Here is a 17,430-nt window from a genome sequence, read left to right on the forward strand (position 1 = left end):
GGCCGCTGTGGCACCGGGCGGGGTGCCCCCGGGCGGCGCGGCCTCGGCCCGGTCGGTGGGCCGAGGCCGGCCGGTCAGAGGCCGCCGCGCTCCTTGCGGAGGTGCTCGGCCACCGGGGTGAGCGAAGTGCGCAGCGCCTGGAGGTCCTCGGCGGCGAAGAGGTCGATGAAGTGTTTGCGGACCGAGGCGACATGGTGCGGGGCGACCCGGCGCATGGTGTCCCAGCCTTCGTCGGTGAGGACGGCGTAGAGGCCACGGCGGTCCGACTCGCAGCTCTCGCGGCGCACCAGACCGGCGTTCTCCATCCGGGTGATCTGGTGGGAGAGACGGCTCTTGGACTGCAGGGTGCTGGCGGCCAGGTCGCTCATCCGGAGGCGCCGGTCCTCGGCCTCGGAGAGGTTGACCAGGATCTCGTAGTCGTTGTTCGTCAGGCCGAACGGCTGCAGATCACGCTCGAGTTGGTGCATCAGCAGCCGGCTGACGTCGAGGTGGGTGCGCCAGGCACACTGCTCCTGGTCGGTCAGCCAGGGGGTGTCGCTGTCGGTCGTCATGGAGGAATTCTACCCGTAAAAGTTGAAAAGTGAATTAATTCGGTCGGGGGCGGTACCTCGTCCGGCGGGGGCCGGTGGTTGGTCAGACGTTCGAGGTCACCGTCCGCAGAGTACCGCTCACAGCCCGAAGCGGCGCTGGAGGCTCCCGAGGTTGCCGGGCAGCTGGGGCAGTTGTGAGCCACTTTGCGGAACGTGTCCGCCCCCGCCCGGAACGCCCGCTTCGGTGGGGACCGCACCGGTCTCCAGCTCCGGCATCAGCTGCTCCGACGACTGCAGCAGGACCGTGCCGGCCCCGACGAACTCGAATTGGTGCTCCTCTCCGGACGCCCCGCCGATGCCGGTGTGCGCCCGCAGACCGCCCAGGAATCCCTGCAGGTACTGGTGGTCGTAGTGGTGGCACGGGGAGGGGCAGTCGGCCCAGCCGACCAGCGCCTGCGGGTCCACCCGGATCGGCGGCTCCATGAACACCACCGGGCCGTTGGACGCGGCGACGAACTTGCCGGTGCCGATGAGGGTGAGGAAGCCCGGGATGATCGACTGCTTCAGCGACAGAGATGGCTGAAATGCGAGCAGGTTGCCCGAGCGAATCGTCAGGTTGCCCTCGTCGAGATCGAAGGAGTTCACATCGAAGGCACGGTCCGCGAGCAGCATCTTTCCCCTGCCCTCGGCGACGACCCAGTCCGCGGCGTGCAGTGGCGAATGAAAACTTCCGGCGATCAGACGGTCCAGCCGGCCGTGTCCGATGCCGTGGAAGTCGATCTGCCCGTAGTAGGCGATCATCTTCCCCTTCTGCAGGAACCACTGGCCGTTCAGTTCGACGCTGAAGGCATAGGCGTTGACGTTGTCGTCGGCGGGGAGCGAGGCGACGTCGTGGATGACGGGACCGGTCACAGCTTTTCCTCCGACGCCTGGACGTAGACGGTGCCCTGGCCCGACAGCTCCAGCTGGAAGGCCTCGCCCGAGCCGCGGCCGACCATGTCGCGCCAGCCGAGCGCCGTGGACAGTTTGTTGCGGACGTCGCCGCGGTGGGCGACATAGGCCTGCGGGTCGACATGGACCGGGCGCTGGGGGGTGATCGGCAGCTCGGTCACGCCGCCGTGTGCCATCACCGCGGCCGAGCCGACGCCCTTGAGGGTGGTGGTGAACAGGCCCTGGCCGGTGACCTGGCCGCGCACCATGCCCATCACCCCGCCCTGCGAGCCCATGAACATCGTGCCCTGCTCCAGTGTGCCGTCGAAGGCCAGCAGCCGGTCGGCCTCGACGTAGAGCGTCTCGCCGGTCAGGTCGACGACATGGACGTGATGGCCGCCGTGGCCGAACATCACTGTTCCCGTGCCCTCGACGGTCATCAGGGGCGTGGCCTCGCCGGCGATCCGGCGGCCGATCATCGAGCCGATGCCGCCCTGGCCGCCCTGGATGTTCGGGGCGAAGGAGACCTCGCCGCGGTACGCGAGCATGGCGCCGCGCTGGCTGTACATCCGCTGCCCCGGAGCGATCCTGGCCTCCACCATGCGGGAGTTGAGCGCCGTGAACGGCATCAGACCTCACCGCCCACGGTGTTGCGCTCGCTGGGCTGGACGTAGACCAGGCCCTCGCCCTCGAAGCGGATCTGGAAGGCCTCGCCGGAACCCTCCCCGATGAAGGTGCGGAAATTCACCCCGGACTGGAAGTGCTGCTTGAGGTCGCCGGTGTGGGCGACATACGCGCCAGGGTCGACCTGGAGGGGGGACTGCTTGGTGACCCGCAGCACCACCGCGGGGCCGTCGGACATGATCGCCGCCTGGCCGCTGCCCTCGACGGTGGTGGTGAACAGGCCGTTGCCCTGGGAGGCGCCGCGCAGGCCGGTGAAGGTCGTGCCCGTCCGGAGCGCGGCGTCCGTGCACAGCAGATTGCCGGCCTCCACGAACAGCTTCTCGCCCCGCAGCTGCACGAGGTTGATCTCGCTCGCGCGGTCGGCGAAGTAGCAGGTGCCGTGGCCCTTCACCTCCATCACGGCCATCTGCTCACCCGTGAGCCGACGGGTGACCATGCCGCGCAGGCCCTCGCCGCCGCCGGACATCTTCTTGAACGCCATCTCGCCGTCGTACGCGACCATCGCACCGTTCTTCGCCTTGACGGCGTCGCCCGTCATATCGACGGCGAGCATCTTGCTCCCCTGGAGCCGAAACTGAGCCACGGATCAGACCGTAGTCGGCGCGGGCCGCGCAGGGCAGGTCCTTTGTCCCTGATATCGCCCTGATTCTCCGCCGTCACCGCTCCCGGGCCCCGGGCGCGGTGATCGCCGGGGCGGCTGTAACAATGGGGCCACGCTTGTGAACTCTTGCACAAGCGTGCCCGCCCGTCACCCGACCTCCACCCCAGAAGACGGCGCTGCGCGCCGACCTCCCATCTGCCACCCGAACGAGGTTCCCGTGGACATCAAGACCGCCGCCGCCGTGCACCGCCTGCGCCTGGCCTCCATCCCGGAGGCCATCTCCTTCCCGGCGCTGCTGATCTTCGGCACCGGCTTCCGCCTGGCCTTCGACTACGACTCCCTGGTGATGCCGCTCGGCATGATCCACGGCCTGCTCTTCATCACCTACGTGGTGCTGCTGCTGGACGTCTGGAACCGCACCAAGTGGCCCGTCAAGCGCGTCGCCCTCTTCTTCGCGCTGGCGATCGTGCCGTTCGGCGGCCTCTACGGGGACCGCATCCTCAAGCGCGAGGAAGAGGCCGGCGTGATCGCCGCCCGCGCCCGCAAGGAAGGCGTCGTGAACGCATGATCGTCGCCTTCTCGGTGAGCCCGCTGGGCGTCGGCGAGGACGTCGGTGAGTACGTCGCCGACGCGGTCCGGGTCGTCCGTGAGTCCGGGCTGCCGAACCGTACGGACGCCATGTTCACCTCCATCGAAGGTGAATGGGACGAGGTCATGGACGTCGTCAAGCGCGCGGTCGCGGCCGTCGAGGCCCGCTCCGGGCGGGTCTCGCTGGTGCTGAAGGCCGACATCCGGCCCGGTGTCAGCGACGGGCTGACCTCGAAGATCGAGACCGTGGAGCGGTATCTCGCGGGGGACGGCACCTCCCGGGGCTGAACGGGACTCAGGGGTCCCGGCCGTCCCCCGGGCGCCCGCAGGGCCTCAGCCGCCCGCCGCCAGGGTGATCCCCAGGGGCGTGCGCTCGTACAGCACCTGATGTCCGTGCCGGCGCGAGGCCAGCAGACCGGCGTCGCGCAGCACGGACAGATGTCCCGAGACGGAGGACGGTGCCAGGCCGAGGCGGTGGGCCAGCGCCGTGGTGGTCGACGGTGCGTCGAGCGCGGTGAGGACGGCCGCGCGGTTCGCCCCCAGCAGCCGGGCCAGCGCCGCGCCCGTCTCCGGCTCGGTCCACAGCCCGCCGATACCGCGCGCCGGGTAGATCACCGCGGGCTGCCACGGCGGGTCGAAACCGCTGACCACGTCCGGCCACACGAAGGCGCTGGGCAGCAGCAGCACCCCGCGGCCGTCCAGATCCTGCATCTGGGCGAAGTCGGTACGGGTCCGGACCGTCAGCGTGTCCCCCGCCCACGACAGCCGCGGATGCAGATCGGCGAACAGCCGCTGCAGCCCGCCGTCCGCCAACTGCCGTGACCGGTAGGCGATCTCGGCCTCCAGCAGCGCCCGCAGCCGCGGCCAGTCCGGGGCGACCAGCGCCTGCCAGGCCCGTTCGGTGACATCGGCCAGCTCCTGGACGGCCCGCGCCGGATCGGCCAGCGCGGCCCGGCCGCGCGCCGACTCCGCGGCCTCCGGCCGGCTCGCCAGCGACTTGGCCATCTCGGCGCGGGCCAGGGCCGGTTCGGTGGCGCGCAGCCGGGCCAGCTCCTCGTCGAAGCCGGCCAGCGGGGTGTCCGGCGGGCGGCCCAGGAAGTCCGGGGTGTAGCCCGGGGGCACCGCCGGCATGAAGAGCCACAGCGGCCTCAGGTCCAGCCCGGCCACCGTCTCGCGCATCCGGCGCAGCCACGGCGTGTGATAGCCGTGCCGGTCGGCGCGGCGCAGGGTCCGTACGGCCTCGTGGGTCTCGCACAGCGGCGAGACCGCGAACCGGATGCGGAGCAGGTCATCGGCGCCGAAATGCAGATTCACCGGCACGGCCGCGACGCTCCCCCCGGACACAGGATTCGGCTGAAGCCGAAAGAATACGGGGCGGCAGCGGCCTCCGGCAGGCTGCGGACATGCCCTCGCCCTCCGGGTCCGCGCCGTCGGACCGCCTTCCCGCCTGCCCCGGTGCGGGCGCCGCCGGTCCCGGACCGTCCGACGCCGCGGCCCGCCCGGACGGCTATCGCGCCGTCTTCGCCGTCCCCGAGTTCCGGTGTGTCTTCGCCGCGCATCTGCTGTCCTCGCTCGGCGTGGTCGTCTGCGAGATCGCGCTCTCCGTCCTGGTCTTCCGGCTCACCGCGTCGCCACTGCTGAGCGCGCTGACCTTCGCGCTGGGGCTGCTGCCGTACGTCGTCGGCGGGACGCTGCTGTCGGCGGTCGCCGACCGGTACCCGGCCCGGCGGGTGCTGGTCGGCTGCGATCTGCTGTGTGCGCTGGCCGCGGCGGGGATGGTGGTGCCGGGCACACCGGTCGGGGTGCTGCTGGTGCTGCGCTGTGTGCTCGCGGCCGTCGCGCCCGTCTTTGCCGGGACCCGGGCCGCGACGCTGGGGGACATCCTCGGCGACGGCGAGCTGTTCGTCCTGGGGCGCTCGGTGATCCGCCTCGTCAACCAGAGTGCGCAGCTCGCCGGGTTCGCCGCCGGAGGGCTGCTGCTCGCCGCGGCCTCCCCGGAGGCGGTGCTCGCGCTCACCGCCGGCACGTTCCTCGGGTCGGCGCTGTTGCTGCGGCTGGGAACCCGGGCACGCCCGGCGCGGGACCGGGCGCGCGGGGCCCTGCTGGGGGCCTCGCTGGGCGGGGTCCGGCGGCTGCTGGCCGACCGCCGGGTGCGGGCGCTGCTGCTGCTGAGCTGGCTGCCGCCGGCGTTCGTGGTGATCCCCGAGGCGCTGCTGATCCCCTACGCCGGCCTGCTCGGCGCCGGACCGGCCGGTACCGGGCTGCTGCTGTGCGGGATGCCTGTCGGCGCGGTGGTCGCCGAGAGTCTGGTGGGCACGTTCCTCGGGCCGCGGGCCCGCGCCCGGCTGACCTTCCCCATGGGCGTTTTCGCGGTGCTGCCCTCGCTGGGCTTCGCCGCGCGGCCCCCGCTCGGCTGGGCGCTGCTGCTGCTCGTGCTGACCGGCACCGGGATCTCGTACAACTTCGGGGTGGACCGCTGGTTCGTCGCCGCGGTCCCCGACGAGCTGCTGGGCCAGGCGATGACCGTGATGCAGGCGGGGCGGATGACGGTGATGGGGCTGGCGATGGGTCTGGCCGGCGTCGGCGCGGAGTACGCACCGCTGCGGGTCGTGATGCCGGCCGCGGGGGTGCTGGGGCTGGCCGGTGTGCTGGCGGTGATCTTCGAGGTGCGGCGTACGGGGGCGGGGCCGGGCCGGGCGTCCGACGGGCCGGAGGGGGCGTCCGCCGGCCCGGTGCGCGGACCGGCCGGCCCGCTGCCCGGGACCGGAAAATGAGACGTGGCTGACCAGCATATGGCCGCCGGGTAATGTCGGACGCGTGCCGAAGCCGCTCAGCCTTGCTTTCGACCCCATCGCGCGCGCCGATGAACTGTGGCAGCAGCGCTGGGGCGCCGTGCCCTCGATGGCCGCGATCACCTCGATCATGCGCGCCCATCAGATCCTGCTGGCCGAGGTGGACGCGGTGGTCAAGCCGTACGGGCTGACCTTCGCGCGCTATGAGGCGCTGGTGCTGCTGACCTTCTCCAAGGCGGGTGAGCTGCCGATGTCGAAGATCGGTGAGCGGCTCATGGTGCACCCCACCTCGGTGACCAACACCGTCGACCGGCTGGTGAAGTCCGGGCTGGTCGCCAAGCGGCCCAATCCCAACGACGGGCGGGGCACGCTCGCCACCATCACCGAGAAGGGCCGCGAGGTGTGCGACGCGGCCACCCGCGACCTGATGGCGATGGACTTCGGGCTCGGGACGTATGACGCCGAGGAGTGCGCGGAGATCTTCGCGCTGCTGCGGCCGCTGCGGGTGGCGGCGGCCGACTTCAAGGACGAGTGACGAGGGCGAGTGGCCACGTCACGGACGCGCAGCGCCCGGCGCGCCGTTTCCAGGGGGGCGGCGAAGATCGCCCCGGAACGGCTGGATACGCTCGGGGCATGAAGCGAAGCGTCCTGACCCGTTACCGGGCGATGGCCTACGTCACCGCCGTGATGCTGCTGGTGCTCTGCACCTGCATGGTGTTCAAGTACGGCTTCGGGATGGGCAAGGACCTCACCCTCGTCGTCTCCCAGATCCACGGCGTGCTCTACATCATCTACCTGGTCTTCGCCTTCGACCTGGGCTCCAAGGCCAAGTGGAAGTTCGGCAAGCTGCTGTGGGTGCTGATCTCGGGCACCATCCCCACCGCGGCGTTCTTCGTGGAGCGCACGGTGGTGCGGGAGGTCGAGCCGCTGATCGCCGGTGACGCCCCGGAGCCGGTGAAGGCCTGACGGCCGCCCCGGCCCACCGGGAAACCCCGCGGAACGCGCCTGTCCCTTCGAAGGGGCGGGCGCTTTTGCCGTGCCAGGCAGCGTTACGGAAAGTGAGCATCGGGACGCGTAAGGCGACTCAGGGGCCTCTCCCGTCGACAACTACTAGGACGTCCTAGTAAATTCGGAGGTATGGACGCTGACGCGATCGATGAGGGCCGCCGCCGCTGGCAGGCCCGGTACGACTCCGCCCGTAAGCGGGACGCGGACTTCACCACGCTGTCGGGGGATCCTGTCGAGCCGGCGTACGGACCCCGTCCCGGGGACTCGGTCGAGGGCTTCGAGCGGATCGGGTGGCCGGGCGAGTTCCCCTTCACCCGGGGGCTGTACCCCACCGGCTACCGCGGGCGGACCTGGACCATCCGCCAGTTCGCCGGCTTCGGCAACGCCGAGCAGACGAACGAGCGCTACAAGATGATCCTCAAGGCGGGCGGCGGCGGCCTCTCCGTCGCCTTCGACATGCCGACCCTCATGGGCCGCGACTCCGACGATCCGCGCTCGCTCGGTGAGGTCGGGCACTGCGGCGTCGCCATCGATTCCGCCGCCGACATGGAGGTGCTGTTCAAGGACATCCCGCTGGGCGATGTCACGACCTCGATGACGATCAGCGGCCCCGCCGTCCCCGTCTTCTGCATGTACCTGGTGGCCGCTGAGCGGCAGGGCATCGACCCGGGGGTCCTGAACGGCACGCTCCAGACGGACATCTTCAAGGAGTACATCGCCCAGAAGGAGTGGCTCTTCCAGCCGGAGCCCCATCTGCGGCTGATCGGCGACCTGATGGAGCACTGCGCCCGCGGCATCCCCGCGTACAAGCCGCTCTCGGTCTCCGGCTACCACATCCGCGAGGCGGGCGCGACGGCCGCGCAGGAGCTGGCGTACACCCTCGCCGACGGCTTCGGCTACGTGGAGCTGGGCCTCTCCCGCGGGCTGGACGTCGACACCTTCGCCCCCGGGCTCTCGTTCTTCTTCGACGCGCATCTGGACTTCTTCGAGGAGATCGCCAAGTTCCGCGCCGCGCGCCGGATCTGGGCCCGCTGGATGCGCGATGTGTACGGCGCGACGAGCGAGAAGGCGCAGTGGCTGCGCTTCCACACCCAGACCGCCGGTGTCTCGCTGACCGCCCAGCAGCCGTACAACAACGTCGTCCGCACCGCCGTCGAGGCGCTGGCGGCCGTGCTCGGCGGCACGAACTCGCTGCACACCAACGCCCTGGACGAGACCCTGGCGCTGCCCAGCGAGCAGGCCGCGGAGATCGCGCTGCGCACCCAGCAGGTGCTGATGGAGGAGACCGGCGTCGCCAATGTCGCGGACCCGCTGGGCGGTTCGTGGTTCATCGAGTCGCTGACCGACCGGATCGAGGCGGACGCCGAGAAGATCTTCGACCAGATCAAGGAGCGCGGCCGGCGGGCGGTGCCCAACGGTGAGCACCCGATCGGCCCGATGACCTCCGGCATCCTGCGCGGCATCGAGGACGGCTGGTTCACCGGCGAGATCGCCGAGTCCGCCTTCCGGTACCAGCAGGCGCTGGAGAAGGGCGAGAAGAAGGTCGTCGGCGTCAACTGCCACCACGGCTCGGTCACCGGCGACCTGGAGATCCTGCGGGTCAGCCACGAGGTCGAGCGGGAGCAGGTGCGGGTGCTCGCGGACCGTAAGGCGGCGCGGGACGACGCCCGGGTGCGGGCCGCGCTCAAGACGATGCTGGACGCCGCGCGGGCCGGCAGCAACATGATCGAGCCGATGCTGGAGGCCGTACGGGCCGAGGCGACGCTCGGCGAGATCTGCGGCGCGCTGCGCGACGAGTGGGGTATCTACACCGAGCCCGCCGGGTTCTGACGCCCGTACGGGGCGCGAACGGAGCGGGGCGGATTCTGAGGCCAGGCCAGGAGACCAGCAGGCCAGTAGGGACGTCCTCTCCCCCAGGGGTGCGGGGCGGCAGGCAGGGGCCTGCTGCCCCGTACGGCTGCCGGGCCACGGAGAGCCGCCCGACTCACCGGTGGCCGTACGGCGCCGTCAGCCCGCGGCGGGAAGCGACCGGTAGCGGCTGCCCGCGAATCGCCGCAGTGCGGTATCGAGGCCGTCCAGGCGGGTGCTCGTTTCGTTCTTCGCGGGGGAGACGATCGTGCACTTCAGCACACCCGTCCCGGCGTGGAGCGGGGAGGGGATCCGGGTGTCCGTTCCTTCTGCGAGGGCCGCCGTCAGGGCGATGCTGCGGCTGTTCCGCTTTCCGGCGAGCGTGACGGAGGAGATGTCCCGCCAGGGCACCGTGACCGTGTGCGGGCCGTGCCGCGCATAGAGCCCGTCCGCTCCGACCCGCAGTGCCCTGGGGCGGAGGAGTGGCAACGAAACCAGCACCCCGTAGAGCAAATGCAGCAGCATGACGAAGAACGTCAACACCAACGCGGCCGCTTGCCCCTGGACCATCTCTCCGGCCAAGTCGAGGAAGCCGGCGATCGTCAACGCCGAAACGACCGGCCATTTCAGGCGGCGCAGGACCGCCGCGCGGCCCCATTTCTCCACGGTGAACGCGGGGAGGGCGGCCGGTGGTGCAGCAACCGGCCGATGCCCGCGCGGTGCCGGCACGGGCGGCTCGGCCGTGACTGTCGAGCTCGCGGGCTGCGGTCCGGTGGCCGCCAGGGCATCCGCGCCGGAAACGGTCTCCGCCACGGGCCCCGGCGCGATGCGCGGGTCGGGGACCGTCGCCCGCGCTGCGCCCGCGAGGCGTGCGAGGAGCGCCTCGGCCGTGGGACGGCCCTCCGGAGACTTGTGCAGACAGTCCTGCACCAGCCCCCGCAGCCCGTCCGGCACGGCGCTGAGATCGGGTGCCTCGTACACCACCCGGAACAACAGCGCGTGGGAGGACCCGTCACCGAAGGGCCCTGCGCCAGTGACCGCGTAGACGAGCAGCGAGCCGAGCGAGAAGACATCCGAGGGCGGGCCCACCGGCTGCCCCAGTGCCTGCTCCGGCGACATGAAGCCAGGTGTGCCCATGACGGTCCCGGCCTTGGTCAGATCGGTACCGCCGGTGGTCTCCAGGGCCTTGGAGATGCCGAAGTCGATGACCCTCGGACCGTCGTCGACGAGCAGGACATTGGAGGGCTTGAGGTCGCGGTGGACCAGGCCGCCCCGGTGGAACGAGGCGATGGCCTCGGCCAGTCCCGTGCCGAGCCTGCGCACCTCGGACTCGTTCAACGGGCCCTGCTGGATGATGTGCTCGTCGAGCGAGGGGCCTTCGACGTACTGGCTTGCGATCCACGGCATGGTGGCGTCCGGGTCCGCGTCGACGACCGGCGCGGTCCAGAAGCCGCCCGCCCGCATCGCGAGCTTGGCCTCGCGCCGGAACCTGTCGCGAAAACCGGGCGTGGCCGCCAGATCCTCCCGTACGACCTTCACGGCAACCCGCCGTCCCGTCACGGATTCTCCGACGAACACCCGGCCCATCCCGCCCGAGCCCAGACGCCCCAGCAGCTGATACGGTCCGGCGGTCCGTGGGTCCGCAGCTTCCAACGGCTCCATCAAGTTCCCCATCCACCGCACCCGGATTTTCCGAGGTCTCACCCTAGGCGGTGTCCACCCGATCATCGCGTCGTGGGTCCGTGCGGGGGAACGGGGGGATTTCTGACGTAGCCCTAGTAGTGCTTCGTTAGGTTGCTTTGATCGGGTGGTGTGTGGTGGTGCATGCTGCTGGTCGTGGATCTTGGGGAGATTGAGGAACTGCGGGAGAGCCTTGGTGAGTTCGTTGCTGAGGTGTTCGCGTCGTTGAAGCGCAAGGATCAGCGTGGGTGGGGGGACTGTTACCTGCGTGGACTGATGCTGGACGGGCGGCGCAAATCGATCCAGCCGATGGCCGAGCGGCTGCCGGACGGCAACATGCAGGCGTTGCAGCAGTTCGTCAGCCAGTCGGCGTGGGACCACGTTCCGGTGCTGCGGTCCGTTGCGACGAAGGTGGCCGCGGAGATCTCTCCGGAGGCGTGGGTGATTGACGACACTTCCTTCCCCAAGGCGGGAGACCAGTCGGTGGGGACGGCCCGGCAGTGGTGCGGTGCGCTGGGCAAGAAGTCGCTGTGTCAGGTGGGGGTGAGCCTGCATGCGGTCACCGACGCCGCTTCTGTGCCGCTGAACTGGCGGTTGTTTCTGCCTGCCGAGTGGGCCGGTCCGGCCGACGGGCGCCGTGCGAAGGCTGGGGTACCCGCGGAGGTGGGGCACCGGGAGAAGTGGCGTCTGGCTCTGGACGCGATGGATGAGGCACTGGGATGGGGGCTGACCGGCCGGGTCGTGGTGGCGGATGCCGGATACGGCCAGATGCACGCCTTCCGTGCCGCTGTGGCCGAGCGCGGCCTCGACTACGTCGTGGCGGTCCGCAGTGACACCAGCGCCCACCCCGGCGGGGCCGTTCCCACTACGCCGGAACGAGAAGGCCGGATGGGCGCCCCGCGGCTGCCCCGTTACCGCGAGCCGGCCCGCTCCCTGAAGGACCTGGTCACGACTGCCGGGCGGCGTCGGCTGCGGCGTTGCACCTGGCGCCAGGGCAGCAAGGGCGCGATGACCAGTCGGTTCATCGTGATGGAGGTCCGCCCTGCCGGTGTCGCACCGACGAAGGCAGCGCGGGAGGAAGCCGGTGGACGTGCCGGGTGGGACGGTGTTCTGCCCGCCGAGACCCTGATCGCCGAATGGCCGCCGCACCAGGACGAGCCCACCGACTACTGGCTGACCAGCCTGCCCGCCGACACCGCGCTGCGGCATCTGGTCCGTATGGCGAAGATCCGCTGGCGGATCGAACACGACTACCGAGAGATGAAGCACGGCCTGGGTCTGGATCACTTCGAGGGCCGCACCTGGCGCGGCTGGCACCACCACGTCACCCTCGTCACCGCCGCCCACGCCTTCCTCACCCTTCGACGCCTGGACCCAAAAGCCCAAGCGCCGGCCTGACCTTCTACCAGGTCCTCCAGACCCTGCAGGACCTGCTGCTGTGCTGGACCGGCGCATGCCCCACCTGCCACCAAGACTTACCCGACCCGGCCCAGACGGACGACCATCCACCCGGCCACAACCTAACGAAGCACTACTAGGCGGCCGGCAGCGGAATCCGCAGCCGGAAGAGCGCCCCGCCCCCCGGTGCCTGCTCGGCGGTGAGATCGGCCCCGTGGGCGCGGGCGATCTGGCGGGCCATCGCCAGGCCCAGGCCGGAGCCGGGCAGGGCGCGGGCCGCCTTCGCACGGTAGAAGCGGTCGAAGACATGGGGCAGATCGCCGGCCTCGATGCCGGGGCCGTGGTCGCGGACGGTCAGCTCCAGCGCGTCCGGCGCACCGGAGAGCGCGGTCTCGACCGGACCGCCCGGCGGGGAGAACTTCGCGGCGTTGTCGAGCAGGTTGGACAGCAGCCGGGCCAGGCGGGCCGGCACTCCGGGGACCGTGGTGTCCGCCGCGGCCGGGTCGATGGCGGCGGTGAAGGTGAGCTCCGGCCAGTGCTCGCGGGCCGCGCCCACGGCGTGCTCCAGGAGGGCGGCCGGGCGTACCTGCTCGACCAGCGGCCGGGGTTCCTCGTCACGGGCCAGTTCGATCAGATCGTTGACGAGCGTGGTGACCTCGCGCAGCTGGCGGCCCAGGGCGGTCGCGGCACGGTCGCGCTGGGCGTCGGTCAACCGGTCGGCGCGGGCCAGCAGTTCGGCGTTGGTGCGGAGCGCGGTCAGCGGGGTGCGCAGCTCGTGGGAGGCGTCGGCGACCAGCCGGCGCTGGGCGGTGACGGACTGCTCCAGTTCGCCGAGCATGGTGTTGAAGCTGGTGGCGAGCCGGGTGATCTCGTCCTCCCGGGCGGGCGGTCCCGCGGGGAGTGCGATGCGGTGGCGGGCGTCGCGGGTGGCGGCGATGCGCTCCGCGGTAGCGGTGAGCCGGGCGACCGGGGCCAGGCCCGTACGGGACACCCAGTAGCCCAGTGCGGCGGCCAGCAGGACGCCGGCGCCGCCGACCGCGGCCAGTGCCCAGGCGGCCTGCTCCACGCCCCGGTCGACGGTGTCGGAGCGCTGGGCGACCTGGACCGCCTCGTCCTTCTCCCCCATGCGGGTGGTGAGCATCAGCACCGGCCGCCCGGCCACTTCCCGCTTCTCGTAGAACGCCGCGCGCCGGCCCGCGGCGACCTGCCGGGTGGCGTCGGAAACGTGCAGCACATACGGCTTGCGCGGGTCCTTGGCGGGGTCCGACGGCACGATCTGGACACAGGACGAGGCCGGGTACTGGCAGAGGGTGTCGCTGGGCGTCGGGCCCCAGTCGTGGCGGTCCCGGATCATCTGGGTGGCCGTCTGGGTCAGGGTCAGCTTCAGCTGACGGGTCATCTGGTAGTCGATGATGGTGAACGCCGCGGCGCAGACCCCGACCGCCACCAGCGCCACCGCGGCGGAGGCCGCCAGGGCCAGCCGGGCGCGCAGCGGACGGCGCCGCCGCCAGCGGGCCCCCAGCCCGCGGGTGCCGGTCATGTGCCCTCCGCGGTGCCCAGGCGGTAGCCGATCCCGTGCACGGTGTGGACGAGCCGCGGCTCGCCGCCCGCCTCCAGCTTGCGGCGCAGATAACCGATGTACACGGCCAGCGAGTTGGAGTCCGGGCCGAAGTCACGGCCCCAGACGCGCTCCAGGATCACCTCGCGCGGCAGCACCTGCCCGGGGTGCAGCAGCAGCAGTTCCAGCAGCGCCCATTCGGTGCGGCTGAACTCCAGGGGGCGGCCCGCCCGGTGGCCGGAGCGGGTCATCGGGTCGACGACCAGATCGCCGAAGGTGAGCCGGGTGTCCTCCACCGCCGCGGTGGACGCCCGGCGCAGCAGGGCCCGGATACGGGCCACCAGCTCGTCCAGCGCGAACGGTTTGACGAGATAGTCGTCGGCCCCGGCGTCCAGTCCGTCGACCCGTTCGCTGACCGAGTCCAGTGCGGTCAGGACGAGGATCGGGGTGCGGTCGTCCAGCGCGCGCAGCCGGCGGCAGACGGCCAGGCCGTCCAGCACGGGCATCAGCACGTCCAGGACGAGGGCGTCCGGCTGCCAGGCGGCGACCTCCGAGAGGGCGGCCAGACCGTCGGCGGCGCCGCGTACCGCATAGCCCTCCACGGCGAGGCCGTCCTCGACGGCGGCCCGCACCTCGGGTTCGTCGTCGACGACGAGGATCTTGGGGGCGGGGGTGTTCCCGGGCGTGGGCGGCATGGACATAGGCTGCCAAAGACCTCTCTTAGAAGCTTCTTAGGGCACGTCGCGAGCGTGGCGGCCATGCGCACACCACTCTCTGTCGTGATCGGTGCGGGCGGCACCGGCGGCCACATCTATCCCGGACTCGCGCTCGCCGACGCACTCCGCCGGGCCGTGCCCGAGGCGGTGATCTCCTTCGTCGGGACCGAACGCGGACTGGAGACGCGGCTGATCCCGCAGGCCGGATACCGGCTGCACACCGTTGACATGATCCCCTTCGATCCCGCACTCGGCGCCCGACGCTATCTGCTGCCGGCCGCGCTGCTGCGCTCGGGCGGCCAGTGCCGGAGCATTCTCAAGGAGCAGCACGCCCAGGTCGCGGTCGGTATGGGCGGCTATCCGAGCGCCCCGGTGATCGTCGGGGCGCGGCTGGCCGGCCTGCCGAGCGTGATCCATGAGTCCAACGCGGTGCCCGGCCGGGCCAACAAGTTCGCGGCCCGGCTCACCCCGCACCTCGCCCTCGCCTTCGACCGCAGCCGGGAGCATCTGGCGGGCGGCGAGCGGGCCGAGACGGTGGGGATGCCGCTGGTCGGCCCGCTGGCCGGCCTGGACCGCGAGCGGCTGCGCCCCGCCGCCCGCCGGGAGTTCGGCATTCCGGACGACGCGCGGCTGCTGCTGGTCAACGGCGGCAGCCTGGGCGCCGCCCGGCTCACCGAGGCGGCGGTGGGGCTGGCCGGCCGCTACCGGACGCGTACGGATCTCCGGCTGCTGATCAAGACCGGGCCCGCGGCCCTGGAGGAGACCCGGGCGCAACTGGCGGCCAACGGCGGGGCGGCCCTCGCCACGGCCGTGCCGTACCTCGACCGGATGGATCTGGCCTATGCCGCCGCCGATCTCGTGGTGTGCCGGGCCGGTTCGGCGACCGTGGCGGAGCTGGCCACGATCGGGATGCCGGCCGTCCTCGTCCCGTATCCGTACGCACCGGGCGACCACCAGACCCATAACGCGCGGGTGCTCTCCGACGCCGGGGCGGCGCTGCTGCTGTCCGACGCGGAGACCTCGGCCGAGCGGCTGGACGCACTGGTCACCCCGCTTCTCGACGATCCCGGCCGGCTCGCCGCGATGGGCGCGGCGGCCGACCCCGGCACCCATGCACGGGCCGCCGACCTGCTGGCCGCCAAGGTGCTGGCGCTGGCCGGCCACCCGTACACCGCACACCCCACGATGAAGGAGTCAGCATGAGCAGCAACACGCAGCAGTGGACGGGCCGCAGGGTCCTGGTCACCGGGGCCGAGGGGTTCATCGGCTCGACCCTGGTCGATCTGCTGGTGGAGGCCGGCGCCGAGGTCCGCGCGCTGGTCCATTACAAGCCGTACGCGGAAAAGGGAAATCTGGCGCGCTATCTCGTTCCGGGCGGCCCGGTCGAGATGATCTCCGGCGATGTCCGGGACGCGGGCCGGGTCACGGACGCCGTCGCGGGCTGCGACACGGTCTTCCACCTGGCCGCGCTGATCGGCATCCCGTACAGCTACGACTCACCGGGCGCGTATGTGCAGACGAACGTGGTGGGGACGGAGAACGTCGCGGAGGCGTGCCGGCGCCATGACGTGCGCCGGATGGTGCACACCTCCACCAGCGAGGTCTACGGGACGGCGCTGACCGCCCCGATCTCCGAGGACCACCCGCTCCAGCCGCAGTCGCCGTACTCCGCCTCGAAGATCGGCGCGGACATGATGGCGCTGTCGCACCGGCACGCCTTCGGACTCCCGGTGACCGTGGTGCGGCCGTTCAACACCTACGGGCCGCGGCAGTCCGCCCGTGCGGTGATCCCCACGATCCTGGCCCAACTCCACGCCGGCGCCCGGCAGATCAAGCTCGGCTCGCTCACCCCGACCCGCGACTTCACCTATGTCACGGACACCGCGGCCGGGTTCCTGGCGCTGGCCGACTGCGACCGGGCGCTGGGCGAGGTCGTCAACCTCGGCACCGGCCGGGAGATCGCCATCGGCGCGCTCGCCGAGGCGCTGATCGCGGCGTCCGGCCGGGAGGCCGAGGTGGTGGTGGACACCGCCCGGCTGCGGCCGGCCGCCAGCGAGGTCGAGCGGCTGCTGTCGGACAACTCCCGGGCCCGCGAGTGGGCTTCGTGGCGGCCGGAGGTCTCGCTGGAGCAGGGCCTGAAGTGGACGTCGGAGTGGGTGGCGGAGCATCTGCATCTCTTCGCGGCGGACCGCTACCAGGTCTGACCGGCGCCGGGGCCGGTACCGGGCCGGGTGTCCGCCGCCGCACCGCGGCGCGGCGCCCGGCCTCAGTCCTGCTCGCCCAGCCCGCCCAGACCGGTGAGGAAGAGCGCGGTGAAGTCGTGCCCCCACGCGGCGTCCACCGGCTCCCCGCTGACCAGGGTGCGGTGCACGATCGCACCGGCGATCACATCGAAGATCAGGTCCATGTTGCGGGTGGCCGCCCGCTCGCCGTCCTCGCCGGGGGAGTCCGGGGGCAGCTCGCCGCGGTCCTGGGCACGCGACCGGCCGAGCAGCACCAGCCGCTTCTGACGGTCGACGATCGCCGAGCGGATCCGCTCGCGCAGCGCCTCGTCGGTGGTGGACTCCGCCACCACGGCCATCAGGGCCGTCTTGGTCTCCGGACGGGCCAGCAGCGCACCGAACTGGAGCACCACGCCCTCGATGTCGGAGCGCAGGGAGCCCCGGTCGGGGAGTTCGAGCTCGTCGAAGAGGACCGCCACGGCGTCCACGACGAGCTCGTTCTTGTTGGCCCAGCGGCGGTAGAGCGTCGTCTTGGCCACGCCCGCGCGGGCCGCCACCTCGCTCATGGTCAGCCGCCCCCAGCCCACGTCGACCAGCGCCGCACGGGTCGCGCGCAGGATCGCCCGGTCGGTCTCGGCGCTGCGGGGGCGGCCCGTACGGCCCTTGCGGGGGCTGGCGGAGTGGTGCATGCGGGCGACCATACCGGGGAGTACCGGGACGGACGGCGTCCGCCGTGAGGCAGATCACTCGCCGAGGGGCCGGAACTGGTGGTTGTGCGAGGGCGACGGGGAGTTACGCTACGGGTCGTAGCGAAAGAGCGATAACCACTGGCCGTGGGTGGGGACCCACGGCCGCGCAGGACGGTCCTCTCGGGG

At 71.7% G+C, this 17,430-nt stretch carries 18 protein-coding genes; 9 read left to right on the plus strand and 9 right to left on the minus strand.

Annotated features, from left to right (window positions below):
- Positions 1 to 74: 74 nt before the first annotated feature.
- From ACFW5B_RS31875 to ACFW5B_RS31890, 4 genes are all read right to left on the minus strand, one after another.
- A complete protein-coding gene (locus ACFW5B_RS31875) occupies positions 75 to 551 on the minus strand; it encodes a MarR family winged helix-turn-helix transcriptional regulator (protein ID WP_386447352.1) in 477 nt (158 codons plus the stop codon).
- A gap of 117 nt (positions 552 to 668) precedes the next feature.
- Positions 669 to 1,442 carry an AIM24 family protein gene (locus ACFW5B_RS31880; RefSeq protein WP_386447355.1) on the minus strand — a complete coding sequence of 258 codons (774 nt, stop codon included), beginning with the start codon at positions 1,440 to 1,442 and terminating at the stop codon, positions 669 to 671.
- Positions 1,439 to 2,089: an AIM24 family protein gene (locus ACFW5B_RS31885; RefSeq protein WP_386447358.1), complete on the minus strand. Its 651-nt coding sequence runs from the start codon at positions 2,087 to 2,089 to the stop codon at positions 1,439 to 1,441. Before ACFW5B_RS31885 ends, ACFW5B_RS31880 begins: the two co-directional genes overlap by 4 nt.
- Positions 2,089 to 2,727 carry an AIM24 family protein gene (locus tag ACFW5B_RS31890; RefSeq protein WP_386447361.1) on the minus strand — a complete coding sequence of 213 codons (639 nt, stop codon included), beginning with the start codon at positions 2,725 to 2,727 and terminating at the stop codon, positions 2,089 to 2,091. The genes ACFW5B_RS31885 and ACFW5B_RS31890 overlap by 1 nt, the downstream gene beginning before the upstream one ends.
- A 235-nt stretch (positions 2,728 to 2,962) precedes the next feature.
- On the opposite strand from ACFW5B_RS31890, the gene ACFW5B_RS31895 reads away from it, so the two are divergent.
- Both ACFW5B_RS31895 and ACFW5B_RS31900 read left to right on the plus strand, forming a co-directional pair.
- Entirely contained in the window at positions 2,963 to 3,313 is a 351-nt protein-coding gene (locus ACFW5B_RS31895; protein ID WP_386447364.1) for a DUF3817 domain-containing protein, read from the plus strand.
- Positions 3,310 to 3,621: an MTH1187 family thiamine-binding protein gene (locus tag ACFW5B_RS31900; RefSeq protein ID WP_386447367.1), complete on the plus strand. Its 312-nt coding sequence runs from the start codon at positions 3,310 to 3,312 to the stop codon at positions 3,619 to 3,621. The genes ACFW5B_RS31895 and ACFW5B_RS31900 overlap by 4 nt, the downstream gene beginning before the upstream one ends.
- Before the next feature lie 45 nt (positions 3,622 to 3,666).
- Here ACFW5B_RS31900 and ACFW5B_RS31905 read toward each other — a convergent pair whose 3' ends face one another.
- Entirely contained in the window at positions 3,667 to 4,653 is a 987-nt protein-coding gene (locus ACFW5B_RS31905) for a DUF5937 family protein (protein ID WP_386447370.1), read from the minus strand.
- Positions 4,654 to 4,736: 83 nt separating this feature from the next.
- Here ACFW5B_RS31905 and ACFW5B_RS31910 point away from each other — a divergent pair, with 83 nt between their 5' ends.
- From ACFW5B_RS31910 to ACFW5B_RS31925, 4 genes are all read left to right on the plus strand, one after another.
- Positions 4,737 to 6,107 (plus strand): MFS transporter, encoded by a 1,371-nt coding sequence (locus ACFW5B_RS31910; RefSeq protein ID WP_386447373.1) that lies wholly within the window; start codon positions 4,737 to 4,739, stop codon positions 6,105 to 6,107.
- A gap of 43 nt (positions 6,108 to 6,150) precedes the next feature.
- Positions 6,151 to 6,660, plus strand: a complete 510-nt coding sequence (locus ACFW5B_RS31915; protein ID WP_386447376.1) for a MarR family winged helix-turn-helix transcriptional regulator — start codon at positions 6,151 to 6,153, stop codon at positions 6,658 to 6,660.
- A 98-nt stretch (positions 6,661 to 6,758) separates the two neighbouring features.
- Positions 6,759 to 7,091, plus strand: a complete 333-nt coding sequence (locus ACFW5B_RS31920) for a DUF3817 domain-containing protein (RefSeq protein ID WP_386447379.1) — start codon at positions 6,759 to 6,761, stop codon at positions 7,089 to 7,091.
- 171 nt (positions 7,092 to 7,262) lie between these two features.
- Entirely contained in the window at positions 7,263 to 8,963 is a 1,701-nt protein-coding gene (locus tag ACFW5B_RS31925) for a methylmalonyl-CoA mutase (RefSeq protein ID WP_386447382.1), read from the plus strand.
- A gap of 177 nt (positions 8,964 to 9,140) precedes the next feature.
- Here the strand turns inward: ACFW5B_RS31925 and ACFW5B_RS31930 are convergent, their stop codons facing one another.
- On the minus strand, positions 9,141 to 10,643 hold the full coding sequence (locus tag ACFW5B_RS31930; protein ID WP_386447384.1) for a serine/threonine-protein kinase: 1,503 nt from the start codon (positions 10,641 to 10,643) through the stop codon (positions 9,141 to 9,143).
- A 174-nt stretch (positions 10,644 to 10,817) separates the two neighbouring features.
- On the opposite strand from ACFW5B_RS31930, the gene ACFW5B_RS31935 reads away from it, so the two are divergent.
- Positions 10,818 to 12,059, plus strand: coding sequence for an IS701 family transposase (locus ACFW5B_RS31935; RefSeq protein ID WP_386447387.1), 1,242 nt, complete (start codon positions 10,818 to 10,820; stop codon positions 12,057 to 12,059).
- A 136-nt stretch (positions 12,060 to 12,195) separates the two neighbouring features.
- Here the strand turns inward: ACFW5B_RS31935 and ACFW5B_RS31940 are convergent, their stop codons facing one another.
- Together ACFW5B_RS31940 and ACFW5B_RS31945 are read right to left on the minus strand one after the other, a co-directional pair.
- Positions 12,196 to 13,599 (minus strand): sensor histidine kinase, encoded by a 1,404-nt coding sequence (locus ACFW5B_RS31940; RefSeq protein ID WP_386447390.1) that lies wholly within the window; start codon positions 13,597 to 13,599, stop codon positions 12,196 to 12,198.
- Positions 13,596 to 14,318 (minus strand): response regulator transcription factor, encoded by a 723-nt coding sequence (locus ACFW5B_RS31945; protein ID WP_386447393.1) that lies wholly within the window; start codon positions 14,316 to 14,318, stop codon positions 13,596 to 13,598. The genes ACFW5B_RS31940 and ACFW5B_RS31945 overlap by 4 nt, the downstream gene beginning before the upstream one ends.
- A 57-nt stretch (positions 14,319 to 14,375) precedes the next feature.
- On the opposite strand from ACFW5B_RS31945, the gene ACFW5B_RS31950 reads away from it, so the two are divergent.
- Both ACFW5B_RS31950 and ACFW5B_RS31955 read left to right on the plus strand, forming a co-directional pair.
- The gene (locus ACFW5B_RS31950; RefSeq protein ID WP_386447396.1) at positions 14,376 to 15,536 is read left to right on the plus strand and encodes a glycosyltransferase; all 1,161 of its coding nucleotides are present in this window, start codon (positions 14,376 to 14,378) and stop codon (positions 15,534 to 15,536) included.
- Positions 15,533 to 16,537 carry a GDP-mannose 4,6-dehydratase gene (locus tag ACFW5B_RS31955; protein WP_386447398.1) on the plus strand — a complete coding sequence of 335 codons (1,005 nt, stop codon included), beginning with the start codon at positions 15,533 to 15,535 and terminating at the stop codon, positions 16,535 to 16,537. The genes ACFW5B_RS31950 and ACFW5B_RS31955 overlap by 4 nt, the downstream gene beginning before the upstream one ends.
- Positions 16,538 to 16,599: 62 nt before the next feature.
- Here the strand turns inward: ACFW5B_RS31955 and ACFW5B_RS31960 are convergent, their stop codons facing one another.
- Positions 16,600 to 17,244, minus strand: a complete 645-nt coding sequence (locus tag ACFW5B_RS31960; protein WP_386447401.1) for a TetR/AcrR family transcriptional regulator — start codon at positions 17,242 to 17,244, stop codon at positions 16,600 to 16,602.
- Positions 17,245 to 17,430 lie beyond the last annotated feature (186 nt).

It is taken from the genome of Streptomyces sp. NPDC058773, from assembly GCF_042746015.1.
Classification (GTDB): domain Bacteria; phylum Actinomycetota; class Actinomycetes; order Streptomycetales; family Streptomycetaceae; genus Streptomyces.

Coding starts and splice junctions, on each gene's coding strand:
- ACFW5B_RS31910 (WP_386447373.1), top strand. CDS start 4,737: ATGCCCTCGCCCTCCGGGTCCGCGCCGTCGGACCGCCTTCCCGCCTGC.
- ACFW5B_RS31930 (WP_386447384.1), bottom strand. CDS start 10,643: ATGGAGCCGTTGGAAGCTGCGGACCCACGGACCGCCGGACCGTATCAG.
- ACFW5B_RS31950 (WP_386447396.1), top strand. CDS start 14,376: ATGCGCACACCACTCTCTGTCGTGATCGGTGCGGGCGGCACCGGCGGC.
- ACFW5B_RS31955 (WP_386447398.1), top strand. CDS start 15,533: ATGAGCAGCAACACGCAGCAGTGGACGGGCCGCAGGGTCCTGGTCACC.
- ACFW5B_RS31900 (WP_386447367.1), top strand. CDS start 3,310: ATGATCGTCGCCTTCTCGGTGAGCCCGCTGGGCGTCGGCGAGGACGTC.
- ACFW5B_RS31920 (WP_386447379.1), top strand. CDS start 6,759: ATGAAGCGAAGCGTCCTGACCCGTTACCGGGCGATGGCCTACGTCACC.
- ACFW5B_RS31875 (WP_386447352.1), bottom strand. CDS start 551: ATGACGACCGACAGCGACACCCCCTGGCTGACCGACCAGGAGCAGTGT.
- ACFW5B_RS31925 (WP_386447382.1), top strand. CDS start 7,263: ATGGACGCTGACGCGATCGATGAGGGCCGCCGCCGCTGGCAGGCCCGG.
- ACFW5B_RS31885 (WP_386447358.1), bottom strand. CDS start 2,089: ATGCCGTTCACGGCGCTCAACTCCCGCATGGTGGAGGCCAGGATCGCT.
- ACFW5B_RS31940 (WP_386447390.1), bottom strand. CDS start 13,599: ATGACCGGCACCCGCGGGCTGGGGGCCCGCTGGCGGCGGCGCCGTCCG.
- ACFW5B_RS31960 (WP_386447401.1), bottom strand. CDS start 17,244: ATGCACCACTCCGCCAGCCCCCGCAAGGGCCGTACGGGCCGCCCCCGC.
- ACFW5B_RS31945 (WP_386447393.1), bottom strand. CDS start 14,318: ATGTCCATGCCGCCCACGCCCGGGAACACCCCCGCCCCCAAGATCCTC.